Consider the following 19,052-nt stretch of genomic DNA (forward strand, 5'->3'; position numbering starts at 1 on the left):
GAAATGGCTCAACTCTCATGTCCCATGGAAAACAGCATTCTGTATTGTAAATAAGGCTCAACCAAAAAGTGTACTTAGATTCATTCCAAGTACACTTTTTTTATATTTTTTTGGAAAAAAATAGTAAATGTATTCAATGAAATTTGGTATAATTATTTTTATGATTATTTAGTTTGATGTAAATTTTGTAGTGAAGTATTATAAATTTTTAAATAATGGAATGTTTATGTACAATATAGGTAAGAATTTGATTTAAATAATTCAATTTTTAAACTAAGGATGTACTAAAATGGACGAACAATTTATACCGAGGAAAGAGCGACATAAGAAGCGCTTTATTAGAAAACGTCAAAATATTGAGCGTGAAAAAATAAAATTTAGTACTTATTTATTAAGTGTATTTTATTATTTTTTATTATTTTTAATTTTTAATCTTGTACAATTTTATATATTTCAGCATGTTAATCACACCATTAAATCACTTGGGAATTTTGATTTAGCTAGAGCAATCATATCAGGATTAATCTATTTACTATGTATTATTTGTATTGAGGATACTTATAGAAGATATCGAATGCCCTCAACTTTCATACGAATATTAATACCAATTTTAGTGTTTATTTTAGCAATCTTCACTATGTATACATTAATAAAAGTATTTTTCTAAAACCATTTGTTGAAACAGCAAAAAAGTATTACTTCATTAAATGATGTAATACTTTTTTAGTTAAACTTAATTTGTAAGTTTGTTAGTGATGGATAAGGTGTGTAGGAAATTTTTAGCTTATGTTGTATAAAGAGATGGGGGATCAAATCGCTTTATTTATGAATCTTTTACACTCATTTCTAATAATCTTTTTTGAATCCAAACAGCGGCTTGGGTACCATCGCCCATTGCTATTGTGACTTGTTGGGAATGGGCTACTAAATCGCCGGCTGCCCATACATTTGGAACATTCGTCTCCTTTGTCCGTGGGTCTACAATAACATGCTTATTATTTAAAAGATTTACTCCTAATTGGATAGCAAGATTATTTTGTACTTCATTTCCACCAAAACCAATAAAAGCGCGGTCCCCATAAATTATATCACCACTTTGTAAACAAATACCTTTAAAAGTGGAATCGTTTTCTTTGAGTACTTCTTTAATATTTTCTTTTCGATAGTGAATTCCAATTTTCTGTAGTTGGTCATTTAATTTGGAATCAAGGTCATGTCCTTCGTGATTAATATATGTAATTTGTTTTGACCAATAAGCTAATGTTATGGCGAGATTTGCACCAATATTACCGGATCCAAGTATTAAAACACTTTTATTTAAAATTTCATATCCATCACAGTCTGGACAAACATAAATTGTCGATCCAAGACAATCGACTAGATTTTTAATTTGAGGAATTCGATCAATTAGTCCAGTTGCTAGTAAGACTGTTTTAGCAGAATAAGATTTTCCTGCTTTCGTCTCTATTAAGAATTGATTGTTTACGTTTTGTATACTTATTACATTATCTTGGGTGAATGATACACCATAAACTTCAGCATGTTTTCTTCCTAGTTGTCTAAGCTCTTGTCCACTTATACTATTCGGCCAACCTAATATATTACGATATGTTTTACATAATGTTGAGCGCCCATAATTTGAGTCAATTACGAGTACATTCCTTTGGTACCGACCAAGCTGAATTGATGCCTGTAAACCTGCGAAACCTCCCCCTACTATGATACATTCATATAACTCATTCATAGACTTGTCTCCTAAATCATTTAATACAAAATCGTATATGTTCAATTTTTCCAATTAAGCAATTTCTAATCATAATTTTTCAATTAATCTAATTGCTGAAAATTAAGAGATTTTTGATTGATAAATTCTGAATATTTATGTACGATTTTTCTATTAACTTATTTTAATTTGTTGTTTTTTGTGGAGGGAGTAAGAATGAGTTCAGATAAGATTGCCTTAACAAATTTTAGAACGAAGGGAATTATTCTCGTATTAACTGCAGCAATATTATGGGGCATATCTGGAACTGTTGCACAATTTGTCTTTCAAAGAAATCATTTTAGTCCAGAATGGTTAGTCGTTATTCGATTATTGTTTTCAGGATTCATCCTATTAATTTTTGCTAGTCTGAAAGAAAAAAGAAATATAGTAGAAATTTGGAAGGATAAGAAGGATGTCTTAAGTTTATTGTTATTTAGTATTCTTGGAATGTTAGCAGTTCAATATACATACTTTGCCGCAATAAAAGCTTCAAATGCTGCTACAGCGACAATTTTACAATATTTGGCACCTGTCATGATTACAGTCTATTTAGCAATGCGTTTCAAAAAAGTACCAACTAGAAAAGAAGTACTGGCTGTCATTTTAGCGCTTGCAGGGACATTTTTATTGGTAACACATGGAACGATTAAAGGATTGTCTATTACTGGTTGGGCATTATTTTGGGGGCTTGCTTCAGCTTTTGCTTTGGCATTTTATTCTTTACAGCCTCAAAATCTTTTAAAAAAATTTGGGTCGACAATCGTAGTAGGTTGGGGAATGCTAATCGGTGGAATTTGTTTTAGCTTCATACATTCACCTTTTAATTTCCAAGGTCATTGGTCGATGAGTGCATATTTCGCAGTAATTTTTATTGTTCTATTTGGAACGTTAATAGCCTTTTATTGCTACTTAGAGAGTTTAAAGTATATTAATGCTTCCGAATCTAGCTTACTTGCATGTGTGGAACCACTATCAGCAGCTGTACTGTCAGTCATTTGGTTAAGAGTAAATTTTGAAATGATAGACTGGATAGGTAGCCTATGTATTATAAGTACGATTGTCATTCTATCAATGGCTGATCGAAAAGAGGCTAACAACTGTTAAATTAAATTTATAAAAATATCACAATTTGTTCTAAATGCAAATCACTCATTGTGTTTATATAGAATACATGAGGTGAGTAATTTGAAAGTTGATTCGATCGGTGGAACTGAACAAACTCTTAATCATATGAATAAAACATTGATACTTGCAAAAAGGATAAGATTAAGACCAACTAAAGAACAAGAAACACAATTATGGAAATCAGTGGGAACTGCCAGATGGGCTTATAACTGGGCTTTGTCCAAACAGAAAGAAAGCTATAAAAACAGTGGGAAGTTTATTTCTGATGGCCTGTTAAGAAAAGAATTGACTGGTTTGAAACAAATTGATGAATTTTCAAGGTTGTATGAAGTATCGAATAATATTACAAAACAAGCGATAAAAGATCTTTGTCATGCGTATGAAAAGTTCTTTAAAGGGTTAGCAGATCAACCACGATTCAAAAGTAAAAGAAAATCAAAACCATCCTTTTATAACGATAATGTGAAGTTGAAAGTAAAAGGAAAGAAAGTGTTGATTGAAAAGGTCGGTTGGGTTGTAACTTCTGAATTGATACCGGATGAAAAATACTATAATCCTAGAATTAGTAACGATGGAAAATAATGGTATATATCTGTAGGGATTGAAGAAATTAAAGCAACAGTTGAACATACAAACGTCTCACTGGGTATTGACGTAGGGATAAAAAAATTAGCCGTTTGTTCAGATGGCACCAAGAAGAACAATATAAACAAAACAGATACTGTTAAAAGTGCAGAGAAACATCTGCGTAGGTTGCAGCGTCGAGTTTCTCGTAAATATGAAATGAATAAGGAGGGTAACCGTTTCGTCAAAACAAGCAACATTATAAAAATCGAAAAAAAGATACAACACCTCCATAGAAGGTTGACAAATATCAGACTAAATCATCTTCATCAATCCACGAGCGAAATCGTGAAAACCAAACCTTATCGCATCGTAATGGAAGCTATAAATATCAAGGGAATGATGAAGAATAAGCACCTGTCAAAAGCAATCGCGAAGCAGTGTTTATTTAAATTCAAATTCCAAATTCAATATAAATGTGAAAAATATGGGATTGAATTTGTTGAAGCTGATCAATGGTACCCATCTTCTAAAACGTGTTCAAGTTGTGGAAATAAGAAAAATGATTTAAAACTATCAGACCGATTATACAAATGTGAATGCGGTCATGAAATCGATCGAGATTTAAACGCAGCAATCAACTTGTCACGATATAAATTAGTAAACTGATACCTAGACGTCATTACTGATATGTAGGATTCGTTGTATCCGAATTTACGCCCTTGGAGTGTTATACCAAACGAAAGTAGCCTAACTAGGCAAAATCGGACACGTAGAAAAGGGAAATAAACGAAATCTATAAAAATAATAGTTTTTTATTGATTTTTATAAGTTTTTGGCAACGGCTAATTGACGATTATCTGTCACTAAAGAGCATAAAAAGACAGGACTCAATAAATTTAACTTGTTAGGATGTAATTAAGGGAGGAGTCATATGGCTTGGGTTGAATCTTTACAAAAGGCAATTGATTATATTGAAGACAATTTATTAAACGAGTTAACGATTGAAGAAATTTCTAAACAAGCTAATTCATCTGTTTTTCATTTTCAGCGAACATTTTCAATTTTAACTGATATTAATATAGCTGAATATATAAGACGAAGAAGATTGACGCTAGCCGCCAATGAATTAACAACTACTGATCATAAAATAATTGACATTGCCTTGAGATATAGGTATGACTCTCCTGAGGCTTTTGCAAAAGCGTTTAGAAGACAGCATGGCGTAACACCAAGTGAAGCAAGAAAATTTATTGGAAATCTAAAATCATATAACCGCCTCGTTATTCAGGTGAGTTTGAAGGGAGCAGAACCAATGCAATTTAATATTGTTGAAAAAAGTGCTTTTCAAGTAGTTGGCGTGAAAAAAGAGTTTTCTTATTTGAATGATCAACAACAGCAATTGATTCCTAAAATGTGGGAAGAGGTTAATCAAAATGGTACGAGTGATCGCTTGTACGAAATTAACAACGGTGACATTAAAGGTGTTTTAGGTGTGTGTATGATGAGCGACGAGCAAAAATCAAAAAATCTGCTAGAATATTGGGTTGCAACCGAATACGAAGGAGATGTACCAGAAGGTTTTTATCATCATGACATTCCTTCATCAAAATGGGCTGTATTTGGTGTTCACGGAGCAATGCCGCACGCAATGCAATCGGCATGGAAGAAGATTTTTTCGGAGTGGTTTCCTTCAAGCGGCTATTCACATGCAGGAATCCCAGAATTTGAACTTTATCCAGAAGGAAATCCATTTAGTGAAGATTATTATACTGAAATTTGGATTCCGGTAAAATAATATCAATTTTTTAAAGGTGCTTCTCAATTAAGAGAGCACCTTTTATCTTTATGTATAAATTTATCCTCTTAATGCTTCTAAAACTACTTGTGCCTTGTAGCCTTCAGAGAAATCTATAATTGTAGCTTCTTGACCTTTTAGAGCCTTTACTAAATTGTCAATTAATGAATCAGCTAAAGTTTGATCGGCTTCAATTTGTTGAATTGGCTCGCCGATTTTTCCTCCTTCTAAATTAGCCCAATTTACTAAAGAAAGAGTTCCTTTTGAACCGTATGCCGTAAATTTAATTTCTTCTTCACCTGCAATTTGGCTTAAGCCATCTATTAATACAGGAGTGCCATCCTCTAATTCTAAAAAAGCGATAATTCCATTTTCGGAAGAAAGAGGGTCAGCGGGATATTGCATAAGTTTCGTATTGACTTTCATGTTACCAAAAATCTTTTGAATTTGTTGAATATAATGCACACCAACCTCTAATACATAACCTCCTTGTTCTTTTGTAGCAACCCATTCATTTTGTTGCCATAGTCTCGGCCAATTTGGAAAACGCATCTTTAATTCGATTCTTCTTAAGTCGCCAACATATCCGGATTTAATAAGGCTAGCAAAAGACTTACTACCAACATTGTAGTTTAATGGAAAGTTCATAGCGTGAAAAATACCTTTTTCTTTTGCTTGAGTATAAAGTCCTAGAGCTTCCTCTGTTGAGTTTGCCAAAGGCTTTTCACAAAGGACATTAATTCCTTTTGCGATTACATCACTTACTACTGAATAATGGTATTTTGGAGGTACAGTAACATAAACGAGATCAAGTTCAGCATTTTCAAGCATCTCAAGATGATTTGTAAAAGTTAAAACTGATTCTAATTGGCTACTCGTTTCTTGAACTCTTTTTTCTAATGTGTCACATATTGCTACTATTTTTGTTTCTTGGTGGTTTGAAAATAAAGGAATTAATCTTTGGCCAATTGCGCCAAGACCAATAATACCAACTTTTATCATGAGAAAAACACCTTTCAAAGTAGATTTATATTGTAATTATAGTAAGAAAAATTTAAAAATTAAAGAAATAGATACGATGTTCTTAACTGAAAAAATTTGAAGCCCTACAAATTGCTCATAGGAAAACAATTTTTGAGTAAAAAGTTTTGTGAATTACCAAATTCAAAAAGGGGTTTTCGACACAGAAAGAGAATATAATTCAATGATAAGTAATGGAGGTGACATCATGGAGAAGAAGCCTTTGTATTATGATGGTAGTGGGGATGGAGAAAAATTAATTCAATCAGAAGTTATAAAAAAGCAAATGAGTACTGTAACTGAAGTAAGAAAAAATTTAACTAGTAATCCGTTTGTGATTGATTGGAGTAAAGTTAATATAGCTGGGAAATGATTGTTATTTGTGATTACTTGTTCTTGATTGAGAATAAATCGAAGAACTATTAACAAAATAAGAATCAAAAAATTGTTTATCTCAGTTGATTTATTAAAATTAAAAAAGATGTCCCATAAGTTAGTAAATAAAACAAACTTATGGGACATCCTTATTAATTATAAAGATTATTAACAGTTTCCATCAATGTCGCAGCTTAATGAAGACTGCTCAACAAGTTTTTGGTTGTTTAATGCTTGAATAAATGCTTCTTTACTTTGAACACCTTGTAAAACTTGATCACCAATTATAAATGTTGGTACTGCATTAATAAAATTAGGGTTTTGGATTGATGAGTCATACTTTGTATTTGAAACAGCTTCTATGAATTGAGCACGGTTTAGGCCAAGTTTTTCAGCGATATCTGCAAGTACGTTTACATCACCAATTTCTTTACCTTCTGTCCAAAAGTCTGCTAAAACTGCTTGAGCATATTCAGCACCTTTTCCATTTTCTTCTGCGAATAGAAAGCCTCTATGAGCTTTTTTAGTTGAAGGATGGGGATCCATAGTTGGTAAAATCATCTCTACACCAAGTTTTTGTGCAAGTGGTTGAACACCGAATTTCCATCCTTGTTGAATATAAGAACTATTTGGACTCAAAGGTTCAGCTCCCTCAGGTCTTAATTGGAATGGTTTCCATTCAAGCTCTACATCGCTAACTTCTTTCATAGCGTCCTCAAGTGGTTTTTTTCCTAAATAGCAAAATGGACATACATAGTCCGAATAAATTGTAACTTTCATTTTGAAACCTCCTAAATCAATTAAAGAAAGTATAAACAATATTAGAACTAAATCTCAATTTATTAGCTTCGAATTACGAAATTTTTAGGTAGAATAACTGATTTTCAAGTAAAAAAGAAATAGAGCATGAGAGCCCTATTTCTTTAAATCATTCGTAGATTGATCATCAGGTGGTGGATTTGTTCCGATTCTAGCAGTGTTTAGATCAACAAATGAGTTTAAAAAATATTTTCTTCTTAAAAGTAAAACGAATAGTAGTAATAGACCACAAATTGATGTGAAAATCATTCCAGTAAGTAATCCACCTATATACATGAATGTATCCATTTGTGATGTAAATAGTGACCAAACTAAAATAGAAAGGATTCCGTCTGCTAAAACAATGGCAAGCGATACTACTAAATACGGTAAAAATTGTCCAGTTTCTTTTGTTTTCTTTGAAGCATACCTATACCCAATTGGTACAGATAAAAAGATGATAAAACAATAGAAGAGTAATATGAAATCTCGAATTGACATAGTATCACACCTAACTTTTTTTGTTGGTACTATACTATATGCAGAATATTCATATAATTGGACAAGATTTTTTTATTTACCAATTTTTACTTTTTTCTTTTTAATTTCTGCTTTTTCAGGCTTCGTAGGAGAGAAATTATCAAAATCCTTTTTTGTTTCTGGTACTTCGATATGCCCTGTTCTTATATTTGCTTTATATAAATCAACTTGTTCTTTTGTGTCTTTATTTAAATTCTTATCTGTTTTTGCAAGATCAACGCCATTTTCTTTTATGCCCCATCTCAAAATGCGCCCACCTTGAAAGTTCCCTTTTAATTTTTTTGTAATTACTTCATCTACGCCTTTATCAATTCGTTTAATTGCTGATGTTAGGGTGACATTTTCCGGTAATCCTTGTTTATATTGATCCCGGTCAACACCAATTACCCAAACTTTTTTCCCATTTTTCTTTAATTTTTTAGCTTCAGTAAATACACCTAATCCTGTTTTTCCTGCTACTTGGAAAATTATATCTACACCTTTATCATTGTATAAGGATTTTGCTAATTTACTTCCGTCTGCAGGTTTATCATATGAATTTGCAAATTCGGTCAATACTTTTATTTTTGGATCGACAGACATAACACCTGCTTTAAATCCGTATTCAAACCTTTTTATAAATGGATCTTTTGTACCACCGATAAATCCTATCTTATGCGTTTTAGTGTTCATCGCTGCTGCAATACCAGCGAGGAATGCTGATTGCTCTTCACGATAGGTAACACTTACGACATTTGGTCTTTCAACAATCCCATCAATTATGACAAAGTCAGATTTTTTTTCTTTACTAGCAACTTCTGAGATGGCTTTTTGAAATGAATAGCCTATTCCAAATGTTAAATCATAATTTTTCTTTGCATACTTCATTAATTCTTTTTTTGCTGCTTTGTCTGTTGGTGCATCAGTTTTTACATAATTTTTATTTTCCTTCCAACCATGTTTCTTACCAGTTTTTTTAATACCATCCCAAACTGCTTGGTTAAATCCTTTATCGTGAATTTCAGTTTTACCCATAACAATTCCAATTTTAAAATTATTTTCTTTTTCTTTCTCCGATGCACTTATATTATTATTTCGATTAGCACAGCTAGTTAATGTTAGGCTAGCAATTAATGAGACAGTGGCGATTTGGAAAAAACGTCTTCGCATTGTTTTCCTCCATATTTTATATTTAAAAAACTAAGCTCTATTGTGTAAATTTCCCAATCAATTCATAAATCATTCTTTAAAGTGTTGGCAATTTAATATACAAGTGGTACTGTAACAATTAGAAATGATTAAGATGGAGGCATTAACGTGAAGCTTGTATTTTTAGGAACGGGAGCAGGAATGCCATCAAAAGGTAGGAATGTAACAAGTATTGCATTACAGCTTTTAGAGGAAAGAGGAGCGACTTGGCTTTTCGATTGTGGTGAAGCAACACAACATCAAATATTACATACGACAATTCGGCCAAGACGAATCGAAAAAATTTTTATTACTCATTGCCATGGCGATCATATCTTTGGATTGCCTGGATTATTAAGTAGTAGAACTTTTTTAGGTGGAGAAGATTTATTAACAATTTATGGACCAAAAGGATTAAAGGATTATGTAGAGACTAGCTTTAAAATTAGTGGTACTTATTTGAAATATCCGATTCATTATGTTGAAACTTCTGAAGGGATCGTTTTTGAAGATGACCAATTTATTGTTCAAGCAGTAGAACTTGAACATGGAATTCAATCATTTGGTTATCAAATTATTGAAAAGGATTTACCTGGAGAATTGAACGTAGAGGAATTAAAGAAGATTGGTGTAAAACCAGGGCCAGTTTATAAATTCCTAAAAGAAGGGAAAACAGTAACTTTAGAGGATGGAAGAATTTTAAATGGTAAGAATTATATTGGACCTTCAAAAAAAGGTCGACGCATAGCAATAGCAGGGGATACTAGAATAACTGATAAAAGTAATTTGCTTGCAAGAGGTATGGATGTATTAGTGCATGAATCAACCTTTGCAGACGATGAAACAACTCATGCATATGATTATTTCCATACAACAAGTACTCAAATTGCAAATGTGGCTAAGTGTGAGGGACTTAAAACACTCTATTTAACACATATAAGTGCAAGATATCAAGGGGAAGCTTCAAAAAAATTATTAGATGAAGCACGTGAAATCTTTGAACATACATATATAGCGAATGATTTTGATGAATACGAAATTATAAGAAACGATTAAATTTTCACGATTGAAATTTTCAGTTAAGATGCAGAGCTTTTAAAAAGTTGAGAAGTGTACATAAAAGAATAGTTTAGAGACATGATATAAGTATTCTGTGTAAAAGGAAGGTCATGGCTTTGAAACAGTTAAAAGTTATCCTTTTATTTATTTTTAGTTTCCAATTTATTTTTTCCAGTTCTATTAATGCATCAGCTGAAAGTAAAAATCGATATTACTACGAAAAGCAAGGTACTGCTATTTGGGAGGTACCTGTAAAAGAGAAAGTAATAGCAATTACATTTGATGATGGGCCGAATGATGAATATACCCCAGAAGTTTTAGATTTGTTAAAGAAGTATAATGCTAAAGCAACATTTTTTTTAGTCGGTGAGAGAGTTGCGAAATATCCTGAAGTTGTCATGAGAGAAATAAAAGAAGGTCATGAAGTTGCGAATCATACATATACGCATGCTAGACTTCAGTATTTAACTGATGAACAAATAAGAGATCAATTACATAAAACTCATGATGCAATTATTGCTGCAACCCATGTCGAACCAGTATTATTTAGACCACCATTTGGTTACTATAGTGAGCGTTCGATAAATACTGTGCATGATCTTGGCTATTTAACCGTTATGTGGTCTTGGCATCAGGATACATTTGATTGGCAAAATCCTGGAGTATATAAAATCGTATCAAATGTATTAAAAGATACTAGAAAAGGAGATATTGTTCTTTTTCATGATCACGGAGGGGACCGTAGTCAAACTGTCGAAGCACTGAAACAAATCTTACCAGCTCTTCAAAAGCAAGGCTATCAGTTTGTAACGGTATCACAATTATTACAATTAAAAGCAGGAGTTAAACTTCCTAATTTTTAGCCAAAACCAGATCATTGGATTATCCAAATTGATCTGGTTTTTTGTTTGTCTTGCTCTTCTCCTTCTTAAGTCTGATATAAAACCATTCCTCAGGCCATTATTCCGATATAAAAACTTGTATAAGATAAGAGTATAAGTTGAAAGGAGGCGACGAGGTCATGAAGAAGTTCTTAACTTTTATCCTCGTACTAATATTAATTGGAGTTGCTTTAGCGAATTTAGGTGGCTTGATTACTTTAGCACTTGGATTAGTAATCACATATTTCAGTTTTAAAAAGTTTATGAAAACAAATTCGATTTTAATGAAAATCATCTGGACAATTATTGGATTAATCGGTTTATCGATTGCAATAAGTGGTCTTCCTTCTTTAATAGGTGCAGCAGCAGCAATTTTGCTTTATTACCTATATAAAGATTATAAAAATCAAAAAAAACTTAAAGATGATGAATTTAATATTTATGATGAAAATTTCAACCCTATAAAATAAGAGGAGTGTATGACTATGAAAAACTTATTTACTCGTATTAAAAATCAAATCTCAGCGGATTTACATGGTATATTAGATGAGAAAGAACAACAAAATCCAATCTCACAATTAAATTACTTCATTAAACAATCTGAAAGTGAATTAGGAAAAGTAAGGGGATTACTTGAAAGGCATTACTCATTACGTACGAAATTTCAGGTCGAACGTGAGGGAGCACTTCAAATGGTGCAAAAACGTGAAGAGCAATTAAAGGTTGCAAATGAAGCTGGTGCAGAAGACCTAATCAAACGTGCAACTGAAGATCTAGCTTTTTATAAAGAACAAGCTGAAAAGTTTGTTACATTAATCGCTAAAACAGAAGAAGAAATTAGCTTTATGCATGAACAAGTTAATCAAATTGAAAAAAAGTTAAAAGAGCTTCATACGAAAAAATATGACTTAATGTCTCGTCAAAACATGGCTCACGCGACAAAAAAAATAAATGAAACTCATCATTTACTTAATAGTAAGATGCCATCAATTGACTTCAACTACTTTGAAAAACAAATTCGTGATTTAGAGCTAAGAGTTCGTTCAGAATTTGATCTTCAATCATTTGATTACAAAATTGACTTATTAAAAAAAGAACTGACAAATAAAGTTAAGCAAGAAGCATAATCATTTTCGAGAAGAAGAGATCACTTATCTCTTCTTTTTTTGTGGATATAAATAGGAAGAACTTACCTAATTTCAATTTTTTACTGGAGGAGAAGATGAGTGAGGAGGATATCTGCTACAGGATATTATGAGTAAGTAATTCTTAAGAAAGGCATTTTAAACTCCTCATGAACCCGTTATGAGGAAGTAAATGGCAAGAAAAGGCATAATAAGTACCTCATGAACCCGTTATGAGGAAGTAAATTAGAAGAAAAGGCAATATAAGTACCTCATGAGCCCGTTATGAGGAAGTAGATTAGTAGAAAAGGCAATATAAGTACCTCATGAACCCGTTATGAGGAAGTAAATTAGAAGAAAAGGCAATATAAGTACCTCATGAACCCGTTATGAGGAAGTAAATTAGAAGAAAAGGCAATATAAGTACCTCATGAGCCCGTTATGAGGAAGTAGATTACAAGAAAAGTCAATATAAGCTCTTCATCATTCCAATTTTTTGTCTTTTCTTTGATTATTTTGGAATAAATTTCTCTTTTAAAAATATAGATATGATGGTGACCTTAAATAGTATTGGAAAATTATTTGAAAATTTCGAATTAGTTTATGAAACAAAAAAGGTACATTTTGAGAAAGGGCGAATTAATTATGAAAGGCTTCGAGATTGTTTTAAAAGCATTGTTATTTATTAACGTAAGATTCCCTCATAATTAAACATCAAAAGATCCTACATTGAGGAGCGTATAAGGAGGTTTTTAGAGTTTCAATCTTTGGGATGAGGGACTTAAATCGAATCTATTTATATTAACAGTGCTTTTAATCAAATCATGCGACTTGATGGAGTTTTTATTTTTGTATATGTGTTTTTAAAAGAGAAAAATTAAGAATGATTAGTAAAATAAATTTTGAAAGTAGGGTTATGATTGAGAATTAAAGGTAATATCGTAAAAAAACATGATGTAGTTCATTGTATGGTTACAACTGAAGCACAGTTTGCTTGGGATCTTTTAAAGAAAACAAAGTATCGATGTATACCAGTTTTAAGTGAAAACGATAAAGAGTATGTTGGAAATCTTTATCGTGTTGATTTAGCTGAGTATTTAGTAGATAACGATTCTTTGCAAGGCAAGACAGTAAATGATTTTGTGCGTAAAGAATGTCCACCAATTCAGGAGGATTCACCATTTTTCAAAGTATTCTTTACGATTAAACGTTTTCCATATTTAGCAGTAGTAAACGATCTAAATGAATTTGTAGGAATTTTAACGCATAAAACAGTTTTTGAATTATTAGAAGAAGCATGGGGACTGAAGGACGGCGGTTATTCATTAACTGTCAGTACGATGGAACATGAAGGTGCATTAGCAAGATTAGCTAAGCTTGTAAATAAATATTCTAATTTGAAGAGCTGTATCACACTAGATAGTGATTCAGTTTATCGAAGAGTTTTAATTACGCTACCACCAACTATTAGTGAAGACGATTATATTAAGTTGAAAAAAGATATTATTAAAAAAGAGTTTCATATTATGCATGAAGAAGTTGCAACAAGTCATGCTACTCAAAAATGATTAAAAAGAAGAGCAAGGGGATCATTATACAGTCCCTTGCTCTTTTTATAATCATTTAGATGCCAGTTTGACAGGCTTGGACTTAGTTAAACCCTTAATTTAGCTTTTTATGTACTTCATGATTTGATTCTTTATTTTTCTTTAATGAATCGAATTTTAATAGTAGGAGAGTTGATACTTTTTGAGGGTAGCTAAGTGGTTTGCCCTTTGCTTCTACCATTGAATTACCAACAACATAACTGATTGTTAGAAAGCCAACAATTAAAACTAGTGTAACGATTAAAGCAATTGTGATGAGAATACGCTTAATACTTGCTCGTAATACTCTACTGTTTGTTATTTTCATCAGAAAACTCTCCCCCTTAGGACAACACAGTTACCTGTATCATTTTATTATCTAAAGAAGAGAGTCATGACAAGCTGATTAAATTTTATTAATTTTTTCATATTCCTCTTGGATCTCACGTGATCGAACAGTTGCTTCAATAAAGCAATTTAAAAAGGAATTAGCAACTTCACGGTCTTCAAGAACAGATATTCCAGCTTGAGTAGTGCCATTTGGGCTAGTAACTTTCTTTCTCAATGTTAATGGAGATTTATTCGTTTCTTGAAGCATTGAAATTGAACCCATTAAAGTTTGTTGAATAAATGGCTTGGCAATATCACGATGAATCCCTAGTGCCATTGCAGCTCGTTCAAATTGTTCAATGACATAATATATATAGGCTGGACCACTACCAAATAATCCAGTCATAGCATGTAATTCGTCTTCTTCTACTTTAGCGACAATACCGACACGCTCAAATAATCTTTTTGCTATTTGCACTTTTTCAAAAGGAACTTCATCTGGATAAGCAAGTGCTGTAGCAGATTTTCTAACGAGTGAAGACGTAGTTGGCATTGCACGAACAATATTCAGATTTTCATTTCCTAGTAACTGCTTAATTGTATTGATTGTAACACCTGCTACTAAGGAAATAATTAATTGTTTTTCATTGAAAAAACTTTTAATTTGATCAAGAGCGACTGTAACATCTTTAGGTTTCATCGCTAAAAAAACTACACTTGAACCAGAGATTGCTAGCTGACGGTTAGTAGTAGCTAATACACCATATTTTGTATGTAAACTATCTAAACGTTCTAAATCCTCCCTATTAGTGATTGCAATTTGATCACTCTCAATATACCCACTATCAATTAATCCTGCAATTAATGCTTCTGCGATACTACCTGCACCAATAAACGCAACTTTTCCTAGAAACATTACATTCACCTCACCTCTATTGTAATAGATATTTATATTAGAGAAATAAATGCTATATTCCTTGTTGACATATTACTTTTATATAATTTTTCAAAAATATTTTTAAATAATTTTTAGTTGAAGGGAAAATTTTAAAGAGAAAAGAAGTAATTGGGAAATTTTTTTTAGTTTTGTAACGATTAATACCTTTTCCGATTTCAGTGTTCTCTGCATTTTCTAGATGCTGTCTTTACATTAATGTAAAATTCTAATCATCTTTGTTTGTATTTTTTAAAATGTATATTAGAATTAACTGTAAGAAGATTCAGATAAGGAGGAATAAGTATGATCCCTGAAAATAAGATTCACCAAATTACACTACCGGTACCTTATGCAATGAATACAGTAAATGTTTTTTTAGTTGAAGGAGATTTATTGACTTTAATTGATACAGGAACGAATACAGCCGATACATTAGATGCACTTAAAAGTGAATTAGATAAAATTGGATATAAATTAGAAGATATCGAACAAGTCATATTAACTCATCATCATCCAGACCATGCAGGACTATTAGAGGAGTTTAATGAGGATGTAAAAATATTAGGTCATGAACGAAATATTCCATATTTAACTCAGGAAGAATCATTTTTAAATTACTATAATGAGTATTTTATTGAAAATGCACTATTATATGGTGTACCACAAGAATATGTACAAAGAATGCCACGTACAACAGAGAAAATGCCATATACTAGTATTCGTTCTTTAACACATACGATAGATGAAGGCGATCGAATTGATAGTATTTTTGGGTTGAAAGTATTGTACACACCTGGTCATGCAACTTCTCATATTTCCTTAATAAGTGAGGACGATGGCATTGCATTCGGAGGAGATTTATTATTAGATAAGGTTTCGTCAAACCCAATCATAGAGCCTCCATTAAATGGTGAAACCGAACGTGTAAAGCCATTACTACAATACAATCACTCTTTACAAAGAATAGCAGAACTTCCGATTACAAAATTATATACTGGACATGGTGATCCAGTTACAGATATTAAAAGTTTAGTAAAAAGTAGATTAGAAAAGCAAAAGGCTAGAGCTGAAAAAGTATATGAAATGATTAAAAAACAACCGTTAACTGCATATGAAGTTTGTCAAATGTTATTTCCAAAGGTTTATCAAAAACAACTTTCACTTACTTTGTCTGAAACAATTGGTCAATTAGACTACCTGGAAAACTTAGGTTTTATTAGTTTAAATGAACGAAATGATGGTATACTTGAGTATAAAACGAATGAGCATTCAGTCAGTCAATAATAGAGGTGGGAATTTTTGAGGTTAAGTAACCAAACGGTAGTAATAACAGGTGCTTCTAGTGGTCTTGGGAAAGATTTAGCTTTAACTGCAGCAAAACAAGGCGCTAATATCGTCTTAATTGCTAGAAGAGAAACAGAGCTAAAAAACTTAAAGGCAAAAATACAAGAAGATTTTCCAGTTAAATGTCATTATTTTGTTGTAGATGTGACAGATGAAAATGCAGTATACGATGCATTTCATCAAATCGAAGAGCAATTTGATGGAATCGATGTTTTAATAAATAATGCAGGGTATGGTCTATTTCAAACAGTTGAACAAATGTCACTTCAAGATATGAAGCAAATGTTTGATGTCAATGTATTTGGAGTCATGATTTGTTCAAAGCTTGCCCTTACGTCTATGAAGCTGAAAGGGAAGGGACATATTATTAATATCGCTTCTTTAGCCGGTAAGATTGCAACTTCGAAGGCTGCAGCATATGCAGGTTCTAAGCATGCAGTGTTAGGATTCAGCAATGCCCTAAGACAAGAAGTTGAAAAAGACGGTATCTATATTACGAATATAAATCCAGGTCCAATGGATACACCATTTTTTGATATAGCAGATGAGTCAGGATCGTACGCAAAATCTGTTCGGAAAATGATGCTAGACCCTGAAAAAGTTGCTTCGAAAGTTATTTCTTTAATTGGAAAAAATGTCCATGAAATCGATTTACCTTCATGGATGGGATTTGGAGCAAAAGTTTATTCAGTATTCCCTAAAGTAAGTTATTATTTAATGATGAAATTCGGAAATAAAAAATAGCTGAAGCTGTTCATAGAATGGGCTAAAAATATGTAAAAAAAAGCTAAGAGAGGAATCTTCTCGAAGCTTTTTTTATTCAAGTTCCAATAAATTGGAGTGGATCTTATGTTAAGAAACTCGCCCTTACTAATGATCATGTTAATTATTGGTTGTAGTACATTAACCATTTCCATAACTATTCAATTGTCAGTTATTTTAAATTGGATTCTTTTAATACTTGCTTGTGTTTTAAATATTGTGAGTGCAATTGGGCTCTTCCGCATTGCAGTAAATAAATAGAGATTGTTTAAATACTATTTATATAAAAGAATAAATACTTAATATAAATTCGGCTAACGCGTGAGTTTGCTATAAAAAGAAAAGTTAAGACCACATTTTTGTGGTCTTTTTCAGTTGTAATCAACATTATTTTATTCGAAGTAAACCCTATTGTTTTTCATTAGTCTAACTTCATTCGCTTTCAACTATATATATAGTAATGAGATCTAAGTGAAAGATGGTGGGATAGTATGACTAAAAGGGATTATTTAATAAAACCACTTGTAGGTGATAGTTATCCAACAATTGATCGAGGAGAAACTATCTACCTATGGGACAAGCAAGGAAAGAAATATATTGATGGTTCATCAGGTGCAGTTGCTGCAAGCATCGGGCATGGTGTTAAGGAAATAATTGATGAAATGGTAAAACAGGCCTCTAAAGTGGCGTTTGTTTACAGATCACAGTTTACGAGTGAGGCGGCAGAACAATTAGCTGAAAAAATAGCTCAGCTAGCACCTGGAGATTTAAGCTGGAGTTTTTTTGTTAATAGTGGTACTGAAGCAACTGAAACAGCTATGAAAATGGCAATACAGCATTTTCAAGAAAAAGGAATTCATACGAAAACGAAGATTATATCAAGGAGCATGAGCTACCATGGTATCACCATCGGATCCTTGTCTATGTCAGGGCATCCTTTAAGGAGGAAACGTTTTACTAGTTTACTAGAGGATTATCCAATGGTTGAAGCGCCGTATTGCAAAAGATGCCCATTTGAATTAGAACCTGGAAATTGTGGTTTACTTTGTGCAACTGCACTTGATCGTACAATTCAGAAACTAGGTTCTGAAAATGTAGCAGCCTTTATAGTTGAACCTATTGTTGGTGCGGCAGGAGCTGCGTTAACTCCTCCAAAAGGATATTATGAAAAAATTAAAGAAATTTGTGATAAACACGATGTGTTACTTATTGCGGACGAAGTAATGACGGGAATAGGTAGAACTGGGGAAATGTTCGGAATGAACCATTGGAATTGTGTGCCCGATTTATTAGTCCTCGGTAAGGGATTGGCGGCTGGTTATACGCCAATTGCTGTAGCAATCGCAAGTGATCGTGTAATGCAACCAATTTTGAAAGGCAGTCGACTTGTTATGAGTGGACATACGTTTAGTGCGAATCCTCTCTCTGCAAGTATAGCTTTAGCCGTTTTAAACTATGTCGAAAAAAATGGATTAGTACAAAATTCTAAAAGACAAGGTAAAAAAATTAAATTAAAACTAAAAGAATGGCAGAAAGAGTATCCTTTTCTATTCGATGTCAGGGGAGAAGGGCTACTGATTGGTATAGAAATAAATGAAGATTTCTTTAATTGTAAAAGTGTAACAAATCGTGTAATTGAGATTGCTAAAAATCATGGATTATTACTGTATCCATCTGTTAGTGGCCCATATGGAAGATCTGAAAATAGTTTCTTGCTTTCTCCACCTTTAGTCATTACTGATGCGCAAGTAAATGAATTGCTAACTTTATTAAAGGAAGTATTTAATGAGCTAAATCAAGAAGCAAAGGAGATCGAATAATGGCAATCAATACTTTCGGGAAAATCATTAGTATTGAAGAAGCTTTGCTTTATTTTA

At 32.3% G+C, this 19,052-nt stretch carries 20 protein-coding genes and 1 pseudogene; 14 read left to right on the plus strand and 7 right to left on the minus strand.

Annotation, left to right across the window (positions count from 1 at the left end; genetic code table 11):
• Positions 1–289 precede the first annotated feature (289 nt).
• Positions 290–667, plus strand: coding sequence for a hypothetical protein (locus ABEY15_RS21200; protein WP_429892044.1), 378 nt, complete (start codon positions 290–292; stop codon positions 665–667).
• 156 nt (positions 668–823) lie between these two features.
• Here ABEY15_RS21200 and ABEY15_RS21205 read toward each other — a convergent pair whose 3' ends face one another.
• Positions 824–1,744, minus strand: a complete 921-nt coding sequence (locus tag ABEY15_RS21205) for an NAD(P)/FAD-dependent oxidoreductase (RefSeq protein WP_429892045.1) — start codon at positions 1,742–1,744, stop codon at positions 824–826.
• 195 nt (positions 1,745–1,939) lie between these two features.
• Between ABEY15_RS21205 and ABEY15_RS21210 the strand changes: the two genes are divergently transcribed.
• The 3 genes and pseudogenes from ABEY15_RS21210 to ABEY15_RS21220 all read left to right on the plus strand — a co-directional run bounded on the left by ABEY15_RS21210 (position 1,940) and on the right by ABEY15_RS21220 (position 5,252).
• Positions 1,940–2,869, plus strand: a complete 930-nt coding sequence (locus tag ABEY15_RS21210) for a DMT family transporter (protein WP_429892046.1) — start codon at positions 1,940–1,942, stop codon at positions 2,867–2,869.
• 138 nt (positions 2,870–3,007) lie between these two features.
• Positions 3,008–4,123: pseudogene (locus ABEY15_RS21215) on the plus strand (RNA-guided endonuclease InsQ/TnpB family protein).
• Positions 4,124–4,388: 265 nt separating this feature from the next.
• Complete coding sequence (locus tag ABEY15_RS21220) at positions 4,389–5,252, plus strand: AraC family transcriptional regulator (RefSeq protein WP_429892047.1); 864 nt, start codon at positions 4,389–4,391, stop codon at positions 5,250–5,252.
• Positions 5,253–5,312: 60 nt separating this feature from the next.
• Here ABEY15_RS21220 and ABEY15_RS21225 read toward each other — a convergent pair whose 3' ends face one another.
• A complete protein-coding gene (locus ABEY15_RS21225) occupies positions 5,313–6,254 on the minus strand; it encodes a Gfo/Idh/MocA family protein (RefSeq protein WP_429892048.1) in 942 nt (313 codons plus the stop codon).
• 226 nt (positions 6,255–6,480) lie between these two features.
• Here ABEY15_RS21225 and ABEY15_RS21230 point away from each other — a divergent pair, with 226 nt between their 5' ends.
• Entirely contained in the window at positions 6,481–6,645 is a 165-nt protein-coding gene (locus tag ABEY15_RS21230) for a hypothetical protein (protein ID WP_429892049.1), read from the plus strand.
• A gap of 170 nt (positions 6,646–6,815) precedes the next feature.
• Here the strand turns inward: ABEY15_RS21230 and ABEY15_RS21235 are convergent, their stop codons facing one another.
• The 3 genes from ABEY15_RS21235 to ABEY15_RS21245 form a co-directional block, all read right to left on the minus strand.
• Positions 6,816–7,427: a DsbA family oxidoreductase gene (locus tag ABEY15_RS21235; RefSeq protein WP_429892050.1), complete on the minus strand. Its 612-nt coding sequence runs from the start codon at positions 7,425–7,427 to the stop codon at positions 6,816–6,818.
• Positions 7,428–7,562: 135 nt separating this feature from the next.
• Positions 7,563–7,946 carry a hypothetical protein gene (locus ABEY15_RS21240; protein WP_429892051.1) on the minus strand — a complete coding sequence of 128 codons (384 nt, stop codon included), beginning with the start codon at positions 7,944–7,946 and terminating at the stop codon, positions 7,563–7,565.
• A 72-nt stretch (positions 7,947–8,018) separates the two neighbouring features.
• Complete coding sequence (locus ABEY15_RS21245) at positions 8,019–9,134, minus strand: BMP family lipoprotein (RefSeq protein WP_429892052.1); 1,116 nt, start codon at positions 9,132–9,134, stop codon at positions 8,019–8,021.
• 147 nt (positions 9,135–9,281) lie between these two features.
• Between ABEY15_RS21245 and rnz the strand changes: the two genes are divergently transcribed.
• From rnz to cbpA, 5 genes are all read left to right on the plus strand, one after another.
• Complete coding sequence (gene rnz, locus ABEY15_RS21250; RefSeq protein ID WP_429892053.1) at positions 9,282–10,208, plus strand: ribonuclease Z; 927 nt, start codon at positions 9,282–9,284, stop codon at positions 10,206–10,208.
• Between the two features lie 113 nt (positions 10,209–10,321).
• Complete coding sequence (locus tag ABEY15_RS21255) at positions 10,322–11,074, plus strand: polysaccharide deacetylase family protein (RefSeq protein ID WP_429892054.1); 753 nt, start codon at positions 10,322–10,324, stop codon at positions 11,072–11,074.
• Positions 11,075–11,232: 158 nt separating this feature from the next.
• Complete coding sequence (locus tag ABEY15_RS21260) at positions 11,233–11,562, plus strand: flagellar basal body rod protein (RefSeq protein ID WP_429892055.1); 330 nt, start codon at positions 11,233–11,235, stop codon at positions 11,560–11,562.
• A gap of 15 nt (positions 11,563–11,577) precedes the next feature.
• Positions 11,578–12,219: a PspA/IM30 family protein gene (locus ABEY15_RS21265; protein ID WP_429892056.1), complete on the plus strand. Its 642-nt coding sequence runs from the start codon at positions 11,578–11,580 to the stop codon at positions 12,217–12,219.
• A gap of 917 nt (positions 12,220–13,136) precedes the next feature.
• On the plus strand, positions 13,137–13,784 hold the full coding sequence (gene cbpA, locus ABEY15_RS21270; protein ID WP_429892057.1) for a cyclic di-AMP binding protein CbpA: 648 nt from the start codon (positions 13,137–13,139) through the stop codon (positions 13,782–13,784).
• 94 nt (positions 13,785–13,878) lie between these two features.
• Here the strand turns inward: cbpA and ABEY15_RS21275 are convergent, their stop codons facing one another.
• Together ABEY15_RS21275 and proC are read right to left on the minus strand one after the other, a co-directional pair.
• A complete protein-coding gene (locus ABEY15_RS21275) occupies positions 13,879–14,130 on the minus strand; it encodes a hypothetical protein (RefSeq protein ID WP_097974601.1) in 252 nt (83 codons plus the stop codon).
• Positions 14,131–14,208: 78 nt separating this feature from the next.
• Positions 14,209–15,048, minus strand: coding sequence for a pyrroline-5-carboxylate reductase (gene proC / locus ABEY15_RS21280; protein WP_429892058.1), 840 nt, complete (start codon positions 15,046–15,048; stop codon positions 14,209–14,211).
• A 324-nt stretch (positions 15,049–15,372) separates the two neighbouring features.
• Between proC and ABEY15_RS21285 the strand changes: the two genes are divergently transcribed.
• From ABEY15_RS21285 to ABEY15_RS21300, 4 genes are all read left to right on the plus strand, one after another.
• Positions 15,373–16,353, plus strand: coding sequence for an MBL fold metallo-hydrolase (locus ABEY15_RS21285; protein WP_429892060.1), 981 nt, complete (start codon positions 15,373–15,375; stop codon positions 16,351–16,353).
• 15 nt (positions 16,354–16,368) lie between these two features.
• On the plus strand, positions 16,369–17,157 hold the full coding sequence (locus ABEY15_RS21290; protein WP_069033437.1) for an SDR family NAD(P)-dependent oxidoreductase: 789 nt from the start codon (positions 16,369–16,371) through the stop codon (positions 17,155–17,157).
• Between the two features lie 105 nt (positions 17,158–17,262).
• Entirely contained in the window at positions 17,263–17,436 is a 174-nt protein-coding gene (locus ABEY15_RS21295; protein WP_429892061.1) for a hypothetical protein, read from the plus strand.
• A 230-nt stretch (positions 17,437–17,666) separates the two neighbouring features.
• Complete coding sequence (locus tag ABEY15_RS21300; protein ID WP_429892062.1) at positions 17,667–18,995, plus strand: aspartate aminotransferase family protein; 1,329 nt, start codon at positions 17,667–17,669, stop codon at positions 18,993–18,995.
• Positions 18,996–19,052 lie beyond the last annotated feature (57 nt).

It is taken from the genome of Gottfriedia acidiceleris, assembly GCF_050457485.1.
GTDB lineage: Bacteria > Bacillota > Bacilli > Bacillales > Bacillaceae_G > Gottfriedia > Gottfriedia acidiceleris_D.

Excerpts from the sequence above, each read along its gene's own strand:
- ABEY15_RS21220 (WP_429892047.1), top strand. The coding sequence starts at position 4,389 with ATGGCTTGGGTTGAATCTTTACAAAAGGCAATTGATTATATTGAAGAC.
- ABEY15_RS21275 (WP_097974601.1), bottom strand. The coding sequence starts at position 14,130 with ATGAAAATAACAAACAGTAGAGTATTACGAGCAAGTATTAAGCGTATT.
- proC (WP_429892058.1), bottom strand. The coding sequence starts at position 15,048 with ATGTTTCTAGGAAAAGTTGCGTTTATTGGTGCAGGTAGTATCGCAGAA.
- ABEY15_RS21265 (WP_429892056.1), top strand. The coding sequence starts at position 11,578 with ATGAAAAACTTATTTACTCGTATTAAAAATCAAATCTCAGCGGATTTA.
- ABEY15_RS21255 (WP_429892054.1), top strand. The coding sequence starts at position 10,322 with ATGGCTTTGAAACAGTTAAAAGTTATCCTTTTATTTATTTTTAGTTTC.
- ABEY15_RS21235 (WP_429892050.1), bottom strand. The coding sequence starts at position 7,427 with ATGAAAGTTACAATTTATTCGGACTATGTATGTCCATTTTGCTATTTA.
- ABEY15_RS21285 (WP_429892060.1), top strand. The coding sequence starts at position 15,373 with ATGATCCCTGAAAATAAGATTCACCAAATTACACTACCGGTACCTTAT.
- ABEY15_RS21295 (WP_429892061.1), top strand. The coding sequence starts at position 17,263 with ATGTTAAGAAACTCGCCCTTACTAATGATCATGTTAATTATTGGTTGT.
- ABEY15_RS21225 (WP_429892048.1), bottom strand. The coding sequence starts at position 6,254 with ATGATAAAAGTTGGTATTATTGGTCTTGGCGCAATTGGCCAAAGATTA.
- ABEY15_RS21245 (WP_429892052.1), bottom strand. The coding sequence starts at position 9,134 with ATGCGAAGACGTTTTTTCCAAATCGCCACTGTCTCATTAATTGCTAGC.
- ABEY15_RS21200 (WP_429892044.1), top strand. The coding sequence starts at position 290 with ATGGACGAACAATTTATACCGAGGAAAGAGCGACATAAGAAGCGCTTT.
- ABEY15_RS21240 (WP_429892051.1), bottom strand. The coding sequence starts at position 7,946 with ATGTCAATTCGAGATTTCATATTACTCTTCTATTGTTTTATCATCTTT.
- ABEY15_RS21205 (WP_429892045.1), bottom strand. The coding sequence starts at position 1,744 with ATGAATGAGTTATATGAATGTATCATAGTAGGGGGAGGTTTCGCAGGT.
- ABEY15_RS21300 (WP_429892062.1), top strand. The coding sequence starts at position 17,667 with ATGACTAAAAGGGATTATTTAATAAAACCACTTGTAGGTGATAGTTAT.
- ABEY15_RS21210 (WP_429892046.1), top strand. The coding sequence starts at position 1,940 with ATGAGTTCAGATAAGATTGCCTTAACAAATTTTAGAACGAAGGGAATT.
- ABEY15_RS21230 (WP_429892049.1), top strand. The coding sequence starts at position 6,481 with ATGGAGAAGAAGCCTTTGTATTATGATGGTAGTGGGGATGGAGAAAAA.
- ABEY15_RS21260 (WP_429892055.1), top strand. The coding sequence starts at position 11,233 with ATGAAGAAGTTCTTAACTTTTATCCTCGTACTAATATTAATTGGAGTT.